Raw genomic sequence first — 14,823 nt, 5'->3', positions numbered from 1 at the left:
TTTGGAATAACATGTTGTTCTTGGATTAAATAATGGACGAAAAAAGTTCAGTTCGAGCTTGATTTTTCAACAATCATCATTTATCTAGTATTTGAAGATTCAAGAAACAAATCAGATTTAAAATTCAATCCTTTATTCTTTCGAAATGTTTGATAAGCAGTCATTATCAACTAAACCCTTACTTTCTTCCCGCCCATCCTTATGGTCAACGATGCAGGCTTTCAATATCACTGAAAAAAAATATTTTCATATCACTGCCTTGGCAACTGCATCATATAGACATTCATATTCCACTTATTTACCAATGGCATACATTTGTATGGTAAGGTGAGTACTGGGTAGACCTTGTTTTTTAAATTGCTGCTTTGGCAACACAAAATCACGTCCATAGAAGCTTTTGATTTATTTAAGATCTTAGCTGAAACCTGGCTCGATCAAATTCTCTCGTTAAATATCAGGACCAGCCTGACGGCCAATCACACGGTCGAGCATAAAAAAGAACAGATCAATGACCAGATCGACATCCTGCGGCTGGCTTCGGGCCTGCCCGCTTCCGACCTGATTTCTACCGACAAACAACGCTAATTCGAACTACAGCAAACAGGCTTATCCGCCAAACACTAGGCTGAAATATTTACCGGTACAACCACTGACCTTCAGCTATTACACGAACGCCTTCGAAGCCACTGACTGATTACTGTGCACGCATTATGATTTCAGATTTATTCTCGTTTCTTGCGCCATGCTCCAGATGAACAGACCACAAGCAGTTAATTCTTCAACGACCACCAACATTTTCGTGTTGGCCTTGGTCATTATTATCCGCTTATATTCACTGGGTTGTCGATGATGATCTTTAGACGACCCACCAAACGAACCCGTCTCAAATAAACGCGTCCGCGCCCAATGATTCACCAGGCACCGTTCCACCGAACTCTTATGGGAAACACCTTTCCCATGCTCGCTCTTCAAAGGCTGCAACCATGTCAAAAACTTATCAAAAATTTGTTCAGTTATCATCGTCCGTTGTGCTTTCCATGTGTAGCGAGATTTCCTGGAACCATTTTTTGATAAGGTCGGTGTAATTTTGACGATCACATATCTTCAACAGTTCGCTTAGATTATCTGCATAGAAATGTTTATCCAGCAATACTTTCTTTTCTTCGTGCGTTAATTTAGAATAATAGATCCCCCATACCAGGTTTTGGTGATTCTTATGTCGGAATTTAGGCCGATAATTTAAGATACAACCAATGATCTCCGAACGCCTATTCCACAATTCTTCGTTATGAATAGCTGTTTCCGCCCACCGGGAGATCGATTTATTTTTTACCGGGTAACGTAACACTCTATTTAAAATATGCTCAGATAACGCTATATTATCCAGCAACCAATCGATTTGATACGGCAACAACTCCCGGTTTTTAAGCATATTGCTTAACTTCCAGCAAACGTCATCTGGTTCATTTAAAATAAGCTCCTGATAGATCTTAAAAACCTTGATCTTGATTTCCTGATCCGTTTCGCCATATTTTAGGTGATGCAAAATAAGCTTCAGGATCAATATTTTCTGGAAGCGTTGCCCCCGCTCGATCTTTTCTAAGACGGTATTCAATAAAATGCACAACAACCGCCTTTCCGGCTTTGAATTCTTTAAATATTTTTGATAACGTAAAATACTGCTGTAATCACTGATCAATTCCAAAGGGAACTGCTCTGGAAAATGTTTTAAATAACTGGATTGCAGCATTAAATAGTGATCTGCAGTAAATTGTATAGCCATGACGGTGCGTGTTAAGGAAATATAGGTATCCAAATATCTATAACTTGAATGAAATATTATATATTAGGTATCAATATGCAATCTGCTTTTTTAAAAGGTACCAACCAAAAGGTATTTGCCTGGGAATATGCGAAGCTGGAGGGCCGGCAATTTCAATGTACAGCTTGCGGAGCGGCCATGTACTTGAAAAACGGGATGGTGAGGATCGCGCATTTCGCGCATACTCCGGAGAGCGTGTGCAGCTACGCTCAGCATGAATCAGGGGAAAAGGTACTATACAAAATGTCTATTTATGATACGTTGTCCAAGCGTTATGCCGGGACAGGACGGCAGGTGGACCTGGAATACACTGGTGTGATAGGTTGCCGCCCCGATGTTTTTATTCATGGTAAAAGGCATAATATCGCGATAGAAATACTGGTGGATCCGACAGACGTAAGGAAGATCATTATAGACACGGAAACCTACTTTGATGCCAATGTCGGTGTCATTTGGGTACTGCCCTATGAAAATGTCCGTCTACATGAAGATCGTTTCAAAATGAAGGAACATGAGAAATTGCTTTACTTCATGAATAACAAAAAGCTCCTTTTCTGGCACCGGCGCGAGAAAGCCTTTACTGTGGCCGCGTTTGGTGCCGCGTATGGAGACAGCACGGAGTTTTACGATAAAAACCAAGGCGGGATGGTTTATTTTGAAGGTAAAAAATTACGGAGCACGTTCGAGATCAAAAACCTCATCGACGAGATTTACCCTGAAGACCTCGAACGTTGGTACTCCCCCAAACGTTTTGAAATGAAGAGCTACAAATACCCCCTACCCAAATCGATCCTCTGGAAATATAAACGCTGATCAAGTGATAATCAAAAATTCGAACCCATTGTTCTTAGCAATGGTTTTGAGTTACTCTACTAAATACGCTAAAGAAAATGGAGATACCTCGATTTATTCAATGAAATACTTATCAAATCCGGGTCGCTCCCTAAAGCAACTGCCTGTGTTTTGGGCACTGCGCGGAAAATTTCTGCCCGGCGACAGCGTGGCAGGGATTTTCGGACGGCGAGCCGAAGCCCAAAATATAGGCTGTTGCGAAAGTAGCGCTTAGCGAATAAGCGGAATAGAGTGCGCGAGAGCGCGCAAAATGCAGCGCATCGGCTAAGCTGCCAGTTCGTTAGCCACGATAGACATGTAAAACCTTAATGATCAAACCATAAGGCAAAAAAAAAATTAACGCTGCACCATGAAACCAGTTTTTGATTTCTCAAAAAGTTATACCGGTACCATCCACGAAGAGGGAAAAGAGATTCCCTGCACACTGACCTTCAAAGACAACGACTTTGCTTTTAACATCATCACCGGAGATCATTTTCAAACGCGGGGTCACCGGGAACCCTTCGATTTCACCGGAATTATTTCCACCGATCGGGGTATCTGGAAATTTAAAGCCTCAGACGCGATTCAAACTTCCAACAATTATTATTGGAGTAATTTTTCGCGCCAAGAACTAACCGCAACATCCTTGATCGTTTCTTATGAGCGCAATGATATTGCACTCGCTAATTTCAGGCAGGCCAACGTGATCTACGAACAATTATCGGAGATCGGTATTTACGTCGACGTCGATATAAACCCTAAAAATGTCAAGAAATTAACAATCAAACATTATTTTGAGAAGGTAGACCTATTATCAGAAGATCAACTGAAAATCACCCTGCATAATCCATACGGTTTGTCGCACAAACCTTCTAAAAAGATTAAGTTTTCCGTCACTTATGAACCTTTTATTACCATCCAAAGCGAAAAAGCTACAGATTTGATAAACATCAATCGTCAGGCTCGGGAAATTGGATGGTTTTTCCAATTGATCTTCAGCATGCGGCAGGATATTACTGGACTCATCCTTTTTGATCATCCCATTGACGAACTACCTGATTCAAACGAGGCCTTACCTTACTTTTACTTTCAAACTGAAACCGTCAGGAATATCAGGGTGCCCCGTCATGCAGGCATACCGCCATTATTCCGAATGGAAGATCTATTAAATGTACTGCCGGACCTTTATCAAAACTGGCACGCGTTCAGCATCAAGCAGCGATTAATATCAAAATTATTCTTTAATGAATTAAACAGCCGGACAAGCTCCATAGAAGATCGTTTTAAGAATTTATGTGCGATCATCCAGGGACTTGATGCATTTCCAACGGCCTCCCTTAAAAATGTATACAAAGGCGAGATGAATCGAAAACTTAGGAACGCCCTTGATAATCATTTGGAAAGCGTATTCTTTACGACATTTGGAGAAGATTTTATCGCAAAATTGTTCGAGATCATAGGAGACCAGCGCGACCTTTACCAGCATCTGAGCAAAACCATCAAATTTGACCTCAGCATCAACGAGCATGATATGATCGGCGTTAACCAGCTGATGGCGACGATCATTCGTTATCACCTTTGGCGGGCAGTCGCTGTACCCGAGGACAAAATAAAACAATTGATTTCCCGAGACAAAGAATGGTTTAAAATAGATCTATTTAATCTCAAGCGTGTGTTAGGTTTTCATAATTAGCCCATTCATGGCGTTATTTCTCAATAATGCACTCGGATGATCACTCCCAAATCACACTCTTTTTATTTGCTAATTATTTTAGTATTTTTGTATAGGAATTTTCTCCACGTTTTTTTCGCAATTTATGCCTCCAGTATTGATATCTTCGCGATTTAATAATCAGGCATTTGTTTTGTTGATAACATTCAGAAAATTGAATTCGTAAAAAATAAAATAATTAGCTAATATTAGCGTAAAGAAAAGCATGTCGACACAATTTGATTTCGTAAAAGAGATTGCTAAATACGGTCTGGAGAATGACCAGGACAATTTGCTTAAAACCTTAAGCGAACTGATCGAGCATTCGAAAAAAACGAAAAAACTCAACTTTGCGTTACAGCTTCAATCCATCTTAAAAGAGTCTTTAAAAGAGCAGAAATTCTCCGGCTTGGTAAAAGTTGAATCCAACAACTATTACGACCGGGAGGATGAGCGGGAGATCAGGGAATTTATCCTGGATAAGGTTACATCCGATTATTCTTTTGAGCAGATCATCTGTACAGACGAAGTTAAAGAAGAACTTTCCTTTTTTATCAAGGAGCATCAATTTGCAGGCGTGATCCGTCAACTGGAACTACCTATTTCCAATAAGATCCTTTTTCATGGTCCTTCCGGCTGCGGAAAAACCCTGGCAGCCTACATACTGGCCGGCGAATTGAACAAAATGATCTATGTGGTCAATCTGGGCGCAATTGTATCTTCCAAACTGGGAGAGACCAGTAAAAATATTAGTAAGATATTCAAGAAAGCCGCCAAAGAAGATTGTATCATATTTTTTGACGAATTCGATAGCTTAGGTAAGATCAGGGATTACAGCCAGGATCATGGCGAGATGAAACGGGTGGTCAATACCATCTTGCAACTATTTGACTATTTGCCGCAGGATACAATGGTCATCGCTGCCACAAACCAGGTAAGTATGCTGGACGAGGCATTGCTGCGCCGTTTTGACCTGATTGTTAAACTAGACAAGCCGAGTAAAGAGCAGGTCGAAGAACTCGTACATAAAACACTGCGGAACAGCAAATTCGATTACGATCACGCGCAGGTGAAAAAATTATTACCAAAATGCCATGGATTATCTTTCTACAGCATTCAAAAAACATTGAGCAATGCAATGAAAAAATCCTTCATCAATAACCAGCTCCAACAATTGGACACAAAAATCTGGAGCAACCTGATTGCCAGTGAAAAAATTGCACTTATCAAAAAGGAGCCGGTTGTACCGGCTCAATAACTTCAAGAATTAAACATCAGCTTCCAAATCGTCTGCCTCCGCTTCCAGTGCGGCAACGATATCCGCTGTTACATTGATCTCCGTAAACTGTTCATAAAAATCAACTCCGGAAAAATCCTTTTTTGTTAATTCAGAGAAAGTCAATACCATAGAAAAGGGATGTTGACCGCTCAGGTAATTCTTCACCTCGTAGGACGCCTCAGATTTTCCGGTACATCTCACGATCAGCGAGATCTCATTATCCGTTTTTGCCAGGTCATTGATATTGATCTTCAACTTAAGTTTCTGCGTATTCGAGAACTGCCTAATATTTGGATAAAAATCGTCCGACCAGGTCTCCAGGACACGCTTAACACCCAATGCCTCTTTCCGGGCCGTGTTCTTATCAGCCGCTTCCGTAATCCCCCGATATAAGGGAGTATAAAAATTCAAGCCATCTGCATCCTGCCGGTATGCCGCGACTTTGGCCGTTTTGACCGGATCAGTAAAAGTTTTGATAAAGTTAAAACTGATATGCAAAGGGTTATAACCCATTTGTTCATAAAAGTCTGGGTGAAATTTATAACAGAGCGTAGCTTCCACTTCGATCAGCGTACTTTGTTTACCAAAAGCATTCAGATATTTTGGCAGATGAATAGGGATCGCTTTATGGGTGTCTACCGCGATACGGTCTTCAATAATAACCGTAATAGATTTCCGATCTGAACTCAGCGCTTTTACAGGATCCGGCTTACCATGCCCCATGAGTCGGCTGAGCAGATCCTCCTGATGAAACCACTTATTGATCTTCAATTTTTCAGAACGAGACAAAGCAGCTAGAGCTTTCCCAAACTCCAGCATGGAAAACTTCTCCTTCAAGCGGTTCAAGTGGTCCTGTAAAAATCCGGATAGTGCAGTAGGCGTCGAAGAATTGATCATCAATGCCTTAATAGACTGCGCATTAATGGTCGGATATTTATGTGCTATCTGTGCGGCAAGATTAGTGGCAAACGGCGTTGCGAAGCTTGTACCGCATTCCTGTCTGTACAGATCGGTACCCACCCCGGTGCCTAATACCTGCATACCCGCACTATCAGCTCCATAATCACCACCTGGAAAAACGATATCAGGTTTAAATAAACGATAATTGATATGCTTGCTTTTCAACCTGCCACCATTGACTTTATAGTAAGGGCTCACATGGTACTTACTGGTATAATATGCAGGCGTGATCTTATCCAATGACATATCCACCAAAGTCCCGGGATTCAAATTATCAGCCAGCGCCCCGACAGTCATATTGTTGAGTGATTCCGCCGGTTCTTTCAGATTGGTTGCCTCGCAGCTGTGTTCATCGGACATCTCCTCAGGTGAGAAAAAATGTGCAGGATAATCCAACAGGGGGGCATAACCGGGCGTTTGCATCCGATCATAAATAGTAAATAAGTCATCCGCATTCAGATTGCCCGCCGAGATAAAAAATAAGATATCCAATTCATAACTCAGCTTGTCCAATAAATATGCAAAAAAGCAGTAATTGCCGTTATATCTCTTTGCTCTTAAATTGATCGACAAATTGAATAGCCTAACACCATTGGCAGCAGCATCTCTGATATTGTCCTCGAATGCGATCAGATCTATCGATCCTTCATCATTTTCAAATAACCGATAGGAACTCAACCGGCACTGGGCGATCAACGTTCGTTTAGTCGAATCAAAAAGCTGCTCTCCCACCGCCGTTATCGCCGCAACCGCAGTTCCGTGGTAATGAACAGGACGGTAAGGCGGGTAAAGCTGGTCAAATGAATAAGCAGGGTTACCTAAAGCAGGTCGCAATGGACTCTGCTGACTGATGCCAGTATCAATAACCACGATGCGGGGCAGGCGGTCGTGTACTCCAGTAATGTTAAAATCATAAGCCCGGTTCAAGGCCGGATTAACACCGGGAATGGTTCGGGGAACACGAACAGCCTGTGCCGAAGCAACAATGTCAAAATTACCCAGGATATCCAACAATACATCGTCAGCAATACCATTAACCAACAATACCCGATCTTCCAGGCGATAAGAAACCGGAACGCCCGCAATTGTGTTTTGAATATGATCAAGCAACTGCCTTTGTAAAACCAATTTCTGATCCCGAAAAACCGACTCTTCCTGATGCGTAAGCTGTAAAGCCAGTGAACCTGTCTGATTTTGTAAAGATTCACTAAACAACTGCCTCGCCGTGAGGAGTCTGAAATCCTGAATAAGCGTAACAATATTATATGTTTTACCCTCGGGGGACTGATCATCATTGCTATTAATAAATTGCTCCAATAAACCTTGCAGTGTATCAAATTTGGCCCTGTCAGCAATTTCAAAAAGGACCGATTTATTGAAATTATAAAACCGGATAGGATGTAGCCCATATTTTTTTTCAAAAATATCCTTGGTGCTGTATTCGATCGTATTGGCAAACGTCACCAGGAAATCGATCCTGATATAATCGATCGAGTAGCTTGGTTTGAGCCTGCGATTTGCATATTTGGCCTCGAGATTCTGGTTCCAGTTCGCATAGGCCAGCCTTAGGTTATCTTTTTGCCTGGCGTAATCTTTTACGACCTCTTCCTTGTCATCATCATCTTCCTTGTCCTCGAAGCCGCGCCCGCCATCGAAATGCCTGACGGAACCCTGGGGGTTTTGTAATAATTTGTGTGGATAATCTGGCATTGTGATTAGGTTTAATCTTAGTTTAAAACAAATATACAAATCCCCCTAACAATCAAAAGCTTGAGCAATTCAGTTTAACAGTTTACTTGTTTCTTGCTCAGGATTTCATTCAATATATCTGTCGAATACCGAGTATCTACGTTAATACCGACACACCGCTACCGTTCCAGTTTATTGTTTATGTGGTATATTAGCATTATCTAAATCTTAGCACCATGCCAAACAGCCGGAACAGAAAAAAGAAAAAGCCTGTTAAAAAGAAAAAAGAACTTTCTATCGACCAGATCAGGAAAGTCATGGACAAGAATAGTGTCGCACCCGCCCCAATCAAACTAAAATACTTTCAAGCTGAGTTTGAGGGCCCAACTGATCTGAGTTTCGAAGAACGCTTAGCCGCACTCCGCAAGATCGGAAAAGATGCAAACGAAGCTTTTCCGGCAGAATACCAAAAGTTAAAAAATTGGTTTGAAAAATACGACCAGCCAAAATTGCTTGCATTTTCTTTCTATTATTTTATAACCTCACTGGCTGGTTACGATGAAGAAGCCGTAACCGGGAGCCTCGAATTTCCGCCCTACTACCAGGAGCTGCTGCAGGCATTTTCCTTAACCCTGCCAAGGTCCTACAAGCCTGAGCCATTTTCAGAGGAAGTGCGACGTTTCAAAGATGACCTGAAAACGGTAGGCGAATTGAATAAGCTGAAACATTTCAATTTGCCCGAGACGATCAAAACCCCGGAGGAATTGCCTGTTCATCTATTAAGAACGGAAATGATGATGCAGACCACAGCTGTACGGAACTGGTCATATGAACACAAAATGCGGGCAGTTACGCTTGATCTTGCAAGCCGCATCAGCAAAGATTTTAAGGCCATCCATGAATTTGACGCCGTTATCTTTCTGCAAATTATTTATAAGATGACGGACGAGGTACAAGAAAGAATCAACGAGCACCGCCTGAAGACCGTTGAATTTTTATGTCAGAAAGATTATAACCGGATGATTGACGCTTATGAGGCTGCATTCCCTGTGGAAAAAATATCACCCGAAAATCGCCGGAAGCTGTGGGAGATGTTTAGAAAAGACAAAAAACAATTGGGTGCTATGTTTTTGATGCACTCGGACTATTTCCTGGAAAACCTTTTCACATTCGATTTTGAGACACTGGAAGGTTATGGAGATAACCAGATCACAGCAGAAAATCTAAAAGAAATATTCGGAAAGATCACCTTGAATTTCGGTGCCCTCGCGGATCATGATATCGAACATTTTATACTGGGGAACCCAGTTCATGAAAAACCTTTCATTTGGATCGAGGATAACGCAATTTTTAGTTCCTTGTGGGGGGTAATGACCCATTTGAGCCTTGGATTACTGGAAGGATTTTGCGCAAAAGACGAGAAACTAAGGGTGAAATACAATGAAGTCCGCGCGGACTACCTTGAAGCCGAGATCGTAAATTTATTTAAGGAAGCTTTTCCTATGGCATCGATCTACAAAGGCAGCAAATGGAAAGGTAAAGACAACAGAGAATATGAAAATGACCTATTGGTGATCATCGATAAATTTGCGCTGGTGGTAGAAGCAAAAGCCGGCCAGGTCAGTCCACCTGCCAAGCGAGGTGCACCAGACCGTTTATCCAAAACCTTCAAAGAACTGATCGAAGATCCTTCTGAACAGGCCCTTCGGTTCATTGAGTTTTTACAGGAAAATCCGAAAGAACTATCACTGAAAGTCAAAAAAGGGCCAAACAATCGTTTTAATGCTGAACCGCTTACCTATTTTATACCACTTGGAGTAACACTCTCGCATCTGGGAATGGCTGGAAGCAACTTAAAGCAACTGATCAAAGCGGGGGTGACCACCAAAGCAATCGAAGAGCTGGCCACATCGGTCAGTCTTACAGATCTACAGATCGTTTTCGATATCCTGACCCTGGCCTCTGAAAAAATCCACTACCTGCAAAGAAGACGAGAATTGGAAGCCAGTATAGAATACGTGGGAGACGAGCTCGACCTGCTGGCCTGGTATTTAGATAACGGATTCAACTTTGGACCTGATGAAGAAAATATCGGCTTCTTCAAAATGGACCTCAAGGCAAAAGAACTCGATCATTACATCATCGGCAACGCCAAGGGCGAAAAGGTGGCCAAACCGGAATTACAAAAAACCAAATGGTGGCGGGACATGCTTAACCGGTTAGAAGAGAGACAAAAACAAACCTGGCTGGAAACCTCATACGTACTTTTAAACGTCCCTTTAGACGGACAGGAGACCTTCGAAGAACTGGTCAACGACATGAAAAATAAAATGCGTAAAGGATCAGCAGAATTTCCTCATAACTGGATCTTTCTTCAAACTTTTGAGGAGAACAGAAAGTTTACGATCGCCGGATACGGTTACCACGATCGGCTAAAGGACGAACGGAATGGCGTCATGGGCGATATCCTGTATAATGAAAATATGAAAGATGCCAAAGGCAAACTGGTCATCGGCATGAATATAGACAAAACGCATTACCCCTACAGTGTACTTGGATCCTGGCTTTCTTCAGATCTGTTCGATAACCGGTATTTAAAAATGCTCAGGAAAAATGAATCATCCGAGGATGAAGCCCAATAAAAATCATAAACAACCGAAAATAAAAAGGTAGATCTCGCGTCTGCCTTTCCTATCACTTAACTGCTCTTGCCAGCACCCAACTAGCCTAATCAACTAACCAATTATTAAAAACCCAAACTAAGGTTTACCCAACACAAAGTTTTTTGTTGCATAAAATGTCAATGGCAGGCAAAATATCTTAAAGGAACAAAATTAGTTAGCTCTAAAAATTTCTTCATAATTTCAACCTTATATTATCATCCTGAACCCAATGTCTTCTACACCACAAAAAATACAGAAACGAACCAAGGAATTTAACTGGGACGGCTATTTTAAAGATTTTAGTTTTTCAAGTGGTTACTGGTTGCTGGCCTTATCCCTTTTGTTTATCCTATTTTCCAAAGCATTCATCGAACTTTGGGATATCGTGATAACTCGTCCCTTTTTAAAGTACTGCACTATGGACAACCTGATCACCGATTGGATCTTTATCCTTTATTTAGTTTTTGCCGTCGTTTTTTTCATAAAGCAATGTTGGAAAGGACTGTATACTACATTGAATTCTGTAGCTTTCGTCGCTATGGTTTTGTTGTTATATTTTCTGATAGTGCGCTATGATGAAACGAATAATTTCTATTTATTTCAAATCAAATTGTTATCAGGGATCGCTTACGCAAACTGTTTTGTTATCGGAACTCTTCTATTAATCATTACCTATAAGTCCTATTTCAAAGCGCTAATTGTTGCACCAACGCAATTATCTCTCATCGATGATCATTCATCGCTTTCCGCCTATACTGATGCCTACTCCAGAGCAACCTATGCAACGTCCGTCGCGAAACATATCATGAATACATCCACTAACAGCTCATTTGCTATTGCCGTTGTGGGTGAGTGGGGATCTGGAAAAACAGATTTTCTTCTCCGTTTAAAAGAGGAACTGGACAATGATAAGGATAACACTCTTGTTTTCGATTTTAATCCATGGCGAGTTAGTAAATCGGACGCAATTATAGAAGAGTTTTTTAAAACCTTATCAAAGGAATTGAAACCTTACAATCAGTCCATTCATTCGAAGCTAAAGGATTATTCAAAGCGCATATTACAGACTGGCAAAGAGGTCTATTTTCGTTTCTTCGATACTTTGATCAACGAATGGGGAGGAGACGATAGTATCCAAAAACAATACGAGCTCATCAATAAGGCAATAAGTGGACTCTCTAAGCGTATCGTCATTTTCATCGACGATATGGATCGCCTTACCGGCAAAGAAGTTATGGAAGTCCTGCGTATCATGCGAAACACTGCCAATTTTTCAAATATGTTTTTTGTTGCCAGTATTGATCAGCAATACGTGATCAATGTTCTAAAGGGCACCAAGGACTTTGCGAACGAAGAGGAATACCTGAAAAAGGTGTTCCAATTAACCATTACTTTGCCAGCATTTAAAAAGAGCATCTTTATACCTTTGATTAAAGAATATCTTTTGACAGATGATCTTGAAACCAGGCACAAAACTGCTATAACCGACGCAGTATCAAAAATCACAACTGATTTTGGTGATTTAAGTATACCGTTTTTTCCTGCAGCTGATCATGATAACATATTGGAAAAGTTAACTGAAAATTCGCGTGATCTGAAACGATTCTGTAACTCATTTAAACTAGCTTTTGGAACATTACAAGATGAAATTGATATTCATGACCTGATGGTCCTTGAGTTACTCCGAAACCGTAACATCGAAGTGTATAATCGTATTCGGAATCGGTTCCTTTTAGATTTCGACGTGGATAAAAGTGACGAGTTTATTTTGAACAAAGACAACTGGGAGCAATTCGCAAAAGAGAATGCAGCTGCATTAGGGGCTGATGAGCTCAAAAAGCTGAAGGCGGCTGTCGATTACCTGGTCACCGATATGGGCTATAAAAATCGACGTAAATTCAAAGAGATCCACAATTTCTATCTGTACTTTTCTTATCAGCTCTTTAATTTGATTTCCCTAAAAGCTTTTAATGATGTGCTGGAAAAAAGCCATTCGGATATCACCGCGAAATTTGACGAGTGGAATAACGAAGGTAAAGGCCAAGAGTTAATCCATATAACCACCCGTGTTACAGAATTTAAAGACAGCGATACTCTAAAAAAAATGATCATAGCATACCTAAATATTAAGCACAATCATGAGGTATGGCTGGAACTAACTAAGAAACTATTGGTAACGTTCGATAAATACAATAAAAATAAATATTTTAAAGATGACGAGGCCCTATATGAACAATTTCTTCATGCGTTGATGGATAACCAAGATATCAGCTTGATCGATCGGGCCGAATTAGCTGGCCGATATTTGGCCACACATCTTTACGACGGAGAACCGGCCATATTAACAAAAACTCATTGGCAAGAGAAACTGTCTTCATTGTTCGAAGAATTTCTGAAAAACAACGATAACGCAGTTTCATATACCGGAATGATGTCGTTTTATTATCTGAACAAATTTGAAATAGCTCCAGATGATCGTGTCTTGATCAACAAAAAAGCTTCATCCGCATTAAAAACATTTCTTTTAACAAACGACGCAGCTTTTGAACAATATGTTCGACATATATTAAGGCCTTATTACCAGCCTTACAGCACAGGTGGGTTGGTAGTATTCGAACCTTTTCTCGAACAAATTTTCGGTAAGTGGGAGGAATTTAGAGATCATTTGCAGTCAAAATCGTTTGACGATCCCGATTCAGAAAAAATCAAGAAGATAATTCTAAATCATATCGATAGTTTCTACACTAATCAAAAAGGATTTAAAATTTCTGATAAAAGCGATGAAAAATTAATGTTGGATATGCTTTCAAATTTAAAATCATGAATCTAACTAAAGCAGAAATTCTTAGCCTTTACAACGCAACCATCGACAATTGCTGGGAACTGTTTCAAGCTGCCCAAAACGCAGTCTTTAAATACGGAGGAAAAAAATAGATTGGACTGGGTATTGCAGAACTTGCTTTAGAGGAATTAGGGAAATCTTATACACTGCTGGCATATCACTCGAAAGCGTTTACCATCACAGATTGGAAGAGATTTTGGAAAGACTGGAAAAGTCATGAAGTAAAAGCATCCCGAGGTTTTTTCTATGAGTTTTTCTGTACATTAAGACGACGGGCCCCGCCCCTTTAAATTGTCCGTCCTGCTTTTCATCATGCTTAATTTTTAAGTCCGCTCGCGCACTCGCTCTCGCTTTTTATTAAGCACCTCACCTTAAGAAGCCGGCCATTAAGGCAAGCCCTTTGCTCAAAAAATACGCTCCCAAACACCCTCCGCGGTAGCGGCAGCCGATGAAGAAATGGGAGGAAGATTTTTTGAGCAAAACCCGTAGGGCACGGGCTTGCTGTGTGGCAGGCTTTTGAGAAATTTGTTTAATAAAAAGTCGAGGAAGGGCTTTAACCACATGACCTGGAAAGCGTCAGGATTAGCACAGTACCGGGAAACAATAAGTAATTATATTTGGCCGCAAATCAATATCAGCATGTACAACCTTGACCGAATCGAAAAATACATTAAGGACTTCTTTTCCATCCGATATGAACACATCGACTGGTTTTACAGGTCCACGCACCAACAGCGTACCTACGGCGTGTACAAATTAAAGCACGGCACCAAAATCATGGATTTAGTCATTAGTATCCACGGTAATGTGGAAGAAAACCTGATTGCCGATAAGCTTGTACCTGAGAAATTCGCTACGCCGGATAAGTTATTTGCATTCCTAAAAAGCTTTAAAGATTTTTTGAACACCAACCAACTACTGCTTGATGCCAATAATGAAGGAGAGGACACAGATATGGCCATCACGTTGTTAAAAGAGATCAAAGATGACCTGGTGGCAATGATCGATTACGTCAGCTAACTG

11 protein-coding genes are annotated in these 14,823 nt (G+C 40.9%); 8 read left to right on the top strand and 3 right to left on the bottom strand.

Translation table 11 applies throughout. The annotated features are described in order from the left end of the window. The first annotated feature begins 345 nt into the window (after positions 1 to 345). Positions 346 to 585 carry a hypothetical protein gene (locus MusilaSJ_RS02780; RefSeq protein ID WP_274988556.1) on the top strand — a complete coding sequence of 80 codons (240 nt, stop codon included), beginning with the start codon at positions 346 to 348 and terminating at the stop codon, positions 583 to 585. A 123-nt stretch (positions 586 to 708) separates the two neighbouring features. Here MusilaSJ_RS02780 and MusilaSJ_RS02775 read toward each other — a convergent pair whose 3' ends face one another. Then, positions 709 to 1,020, bottom strand: a complete 312-nt coding sequence (locus tag MusilaSJ_RS02775; RefSeq protein ID WP_274988555.1) for a hypothetical protein — start codon at positions 1,018 to 1,020, stop codon at positions 709 to 711. Then, positions 1,010 to 1,783 (bottom strand): hypothetical protein, encoded by a 774-nt coding sequence (locus tag MusilaSJ_RS02770; protein WP_274988554.1) that lies wholly within the window; start codon positions 1,781 to 1,783, stop codon positions 1,010 to 1,012. The genes MusilaSJ_RS02775 and MusilaSJ_RS02770 overlap by 11 nt, the downstream gene beginning before the upstream one ends. Positions 1,784 to 1,831: 48 nt before the next feature. Here MusilaSJ_RS02770 and MusilaSJ_RS02765 point away from each other — a divergent pair, with 48 nt between their 5' ends. The 3 genes from MusilaSJ_RS02765 (at position 1,832) to MusilaSJ_RS02755 (ending at position 5,625) form a co-directional block, all read left to right on the top strand. Beyond that, a complete protein-coding gene (locus MusilaSJ_RS02765) occupies positions 1,832 to 2,635 on the top strand; it encodes a competence protein CoiA family protein (RefSeq protein ID WP_274988553.1) in 804 nt (267 codons plus the stop codon). Positions 2,636 to 3,023: 388 nt separating this feature from the next. Then, the gene (locus tag MusilaSJ_RS02760) at positions 3,024 to 4,349 is read left to right on the top strand and encodes an ApeA N-terminal domain 1-containing protein (RefSeq protein ID WP_274988552.1); all 1,326 of its coding nucleotides are present in this window, start codon (positions 3,024 to 3,026) and stop codon (positions 4,347 to 4,349) included. Positions 4,350 to 4,593: 244 nt separating this feature from the next. Beyond that, positions 4,594 to 5,625, top strand: coding sequence for an AAA family ATPase (locus tag MusilaSJ_RS02755; RefSeq protein ID WP_274988551.1), 1,032 nt, complete (start codon positions 4,594 to 4,596; stop codon positions 5,623 to 5,625). A gap of 9 nt (positions 5,626 to 5,634) precedes the next feature. On the opposite strand, the gene MusilaSJ_RS02750 is transcribed toward MusilaSJ_RS02755, so the two are convergent. Continuing rightward, positions 5,635 to 8,316, bottom strand: coding sequence for a S8 family peptidase (locus MusilaSJ_RS02750; protein ID WP_274988550.1), 2,682 nt, complete (start codon positions 8,314 to 8,316; stop codon positions 5,635 to 5,637). A 215-nt stretch (positions 8,317 to 8,531) separates the two neighbouring features. Between MusilaSJ_RS02750 and MusilaSJ_RS02745 the strand changes: the two genes are divergently transcribed. From MusilaSJ_RS02745 to MusilaSJ_RS02735, 4 genes are all read left to right on the top strand, one after another. Beyond that, positions 8,532 to 10,937 (top strand): hypothetical protein, encoded by a 2,406-nt coding sequence (locus MusilaSJ_RS02745; protein ID WP_274988549.1) that lies wholly within the window; start codon positions 8,532 to 8,534, stop codon positions 10,935 to 10,937. Between the two features lie 250 nt (positions 10,938 to 11,187). Then, on the top strand, positions 11,188 to 13,782 hold the full coding sequence (locus MusilaSJ_RS02740) for a KAP family P-loop NTPase fold protein (RefSeq protein ID WP_274988548.1): 2,595 nt from the start codon (positions 11,188 to 11,190) through the stop codon (positions 13,780 to 13,782). A gap of 110 nt (positions 13,783 to 13,892) precedes the next feature. Beyond that, positions 13,893 to 14,090 carry an AbiV family abortive infection protein gene (locus MusilaSJ_RS28050; protein ID WP_446725140.1) on the top strand — a complete coding sequence of 66 codons (198 nt, stop codon included), beginning with the start codon at positions 13,893 to 13,895 and terminating at the stop codon, positions 14,088 to 14,090. Between the two features lie 271 nt (positions 14,091 to 14,361). Beyond that, positions 14,362 to 14,820, top strand: a complete 459-nt coding sequence (locus MusilaSJ_RS02735) for a hypothetical protein (RefSeq protein ID WP_274988547.1) — start codon at positions 14,362 to 14,364, stop codon at positions 14,818 to 14,820. Positions 14,821 to 14,823 lie beyond the last annotated feature (3 nt).

It is taken from the genome of Mucilaginibacter sp. SJ, from assembly GCF_028993635.1.
Classification (GTDB): Bacteria; Bacteroidota; Bacteroidia; order Sphingobacteriales; family Sphingobacteriaceae; genus Mucilaginibacter.
The sequence above is the reverse complement of the archived record's forward strand: the minus strand, read 5'-3'. Positions and strand labels throughout refer to the sequence as shown.